Origin of the sequence: Dawidia cretensis (genome assembly GCF_018598175.1) — a bacterium.
Classification (GTDB): Bacteria; Bacteroidota; Bacteroidia; order Cytophagales; family Cyclobacteriaceae; genus Ohtaekwangia; species Ohtaekwangia cretensis.
Genome location: NZ_JAHESE010000076.1, coordinates 1 through 2,614, shown reverse-complemented (window position 1 = coordinate 2,614; position 2,614 = coordinate 1). Strand labels below are relative to the sequence as shown.

The window sequence follows — 2,614 nt, the reverse complement described above, 5'->3', positions numbered from 1 at the left end:
TGGATATTCCGGACCATGTTGACCCCGACAGAACGAATCGCCGTCTGAACATTTGCGTGTGTTGAGATTTAGCAAATTGTGACGTTCTGGCGGATGTTGACCCCAGTGTAAAATTATCGGGCGTTCGTACCGGAGCATGTTGACCCCTCCAGGAAGCTGGAATCACGGTCGTACCGGAGCATACTGACCCCTCTGATCAGGTTTTGGTTTATTAGGTAACACTTTACCTAAGCAGAAAGCCGATGGCTGGAAAAACCAAACCCATGAGTCAGATCAAACAATTATTGCTCTTGCACAAGGAGGGCAACCCGATCAAAAGTATTGCCCGTAGCCTGGGTATCAGCAAGAATACGGTAAAGTCCTATTTACAAAAGCTATCGAATGGTCAGCTTCGCGTCGGCGAGCTTTTGGCGCTTGAAGATCCGATCCTGGAGGGCAAGTTCCATCCTGGTAATCCCGCCTATAAAGATCCACGGTTTGAGCATTTAAGTGCCAATCTGGATTACTTCACCGCTGAGCTAAAACGCGTCGGCGTGACAAAGAAATTACTCTGGGAGGAGTATATAGAAAACTATCAGCAGGGCTATGCTTACTCGCAGTTTTGCTTTCATTTACGACAGCAACTTATTGCCCGAAAGCCAGGCATGAAGCTGGATCATCTTCCCGCCAATAAACTGTTTATAGACTTCGCCGGCAAGCCGCTGCATCATATCGATCCATTAACAGGTGAGTTGGTGCCCTGCCAGGTGTTCGTGGCTACACTTCCTTTCTCGGGTTATAGCTTTGCGCTGGCAGTGCCCAGCCAACGTGTCGATGACTTTATCTACGCCTTGCGTTGCTGTCTGCACGAACTTGGTGGATGCCCTCTTATACTTGTGCCCGATAACTTCAAGTCCGCCATCAGCAAAGCAGACCGGTATGAGCCGGAAATTAATCGTGTCCTGGAGGACTTCGCCAATCATTACAAGATTACAGTGATCCCCGCCCGCCCGCGCAAACCGCAGGACAAGGCACTGGTAGAGAACGATGTGAAGCTGGTCTATAACCGGGTCTATGCCCGCTTACGCAATCGCCAATTCTTCGACCTGGAATCTCTGAACCAGGCCATCAAAGAAAAGATAAAGGCGCACAACCAAACGCGGATGCAGCAAAAGCCCTACTGCCGGGAAGAACGCTTTTTAGCAGCTGAAAAACATCTGCTTACACCGCTGCCGGAATCAGACTTTGAAGTGAAGTACTACAGTGAGCCAATGGTTGGCAACAATAATTACATCTACCTGGGCAAAGACAAACATTATTACAGCGTGCCGTACGCCTATGTGGGCATCCGAGCAAAGATCATTTACACCCGTGCTATAGTACATGTTTATGCCCGGGGCAAACAGATCGCTGTGCACATCCGTGATTACACGCCCGGTGGTTATACCACCGTCAAAGAACACCTAAGCTCACACCACCAGCATTACCTGGAAAGAAGCCCTGCCTACTACATCGATAAGGCCAAAAACCGATCGCATGAGTTGTATCTGCTGACCCAGCTCATCTTCGATCAATCCAAACCTCCCGAGCAGTCTTACCGCACCTGTGATGGCTTGCTCCGACTGCAAAAAATAACGCCTGCTGATGCCTTCGCTCGGGCCTGTGAAATCGCGATCGACTGTCGCAACTTCTCCTATAAGTTCGTCGAGCGGATCCTGAAAAATAAAATGGAAGACCAACAAAACGGCCCACCAAAAGAACAAGCGCTGCCGGCACACACCAACATCCGGGGTAAAGAGTATTACAAGCAAACCAATCTTAAATTTTAAACATGGATATCGAATCACAACTTCACCAACTACGCCTGCATGGCATGAGCCGCACCTGGAAAGCGCTGCTGGAAACCAGAAGACACCACGAACTCTCGTTAACAGATGGAATGGGACTGCTGCTACAGGCGGAAGAAACAGAACGACATAGTAAACGCTTTGAACGTCTGCAGCTAAACGCCCGCTTCCGGTACCAGGCATCCATCCAAGAACTTCATATGGATGCCTCCAGGGGAATGGACAAATCATTGATAACATCGCTGGCCACCGGCGAGTACATTGCAAAAGGTGAGGCCATCTTAATCAGCGGTGCAACAGGCACCGGCAAAAGCTTCCTCGCTTCTGCGTTAGGGCATCAGGCTTGCGCGCAAGGATACAAGGTGGCATACTATAACCTTCAGAAGCTTTTACTGAAAACAAAAATGAGCCGTATCGATGGAACAGTCTATAAGTTCATGGATAAGCTTACCAAAGCCAATCTACTTATCCTGGATGACTTCGGTCTGTCACACCTGGAACAACAGCAACGCATGGACCTTATGGAGATCATTGAAGATCGACACGCCTCAGCGGCCACCATCATTGCCAGTCAGCTACCCATAGCCAGTTGGTATGATGTCATTGGCGAGGAGACTATAGCGGATGCCATTTTGGATCGCATGGTACACACCTCATACAGAATCGAGCTAAAGGGAGAAAGTCTAAGGAAAAAGAAGTAACATTGTCAGGCTGTCAGCTCTGCTGAGCCAAAACCTTTAGGGGGTCAGTATCAACGTTACCGGGGTCAGCATCTCCGGAATATCCAT

At 49.1% G+C, this 2,614-nt stretch carries 2 protein-coding genes; both read left to right on the top strand.

What is annotated here, in order from left to right:
* The first annotated feature begins 263 nt into the window (after window positions 1-263).
* Window positions 264-1,808, top strand: coding sequence for an IS21 family transposase (gene istA, locus KK062_RS29715; RefSeq protein ID WP_254088025.1), 1,545 nt, complete (start codon window positions 264-266; stop codon window positions 1,806-1,808).
* A 2-nt stretch (window positions 1,809-1,810) separates the two neighbouring features.
* A complete protein-coding gene (gene istB / locus KK062_RS29710; RefSeq protein ID WP_254088024.1) occupies window positions 1,811-2,527 on the top strand; it encodes an IS21-like element helper ATPase IstB in 717 nt (238 codons plus the stop codon).
* The last annotated feature ends 87 nt before the right edge of the window (window positions 2,528-2,614 follow it).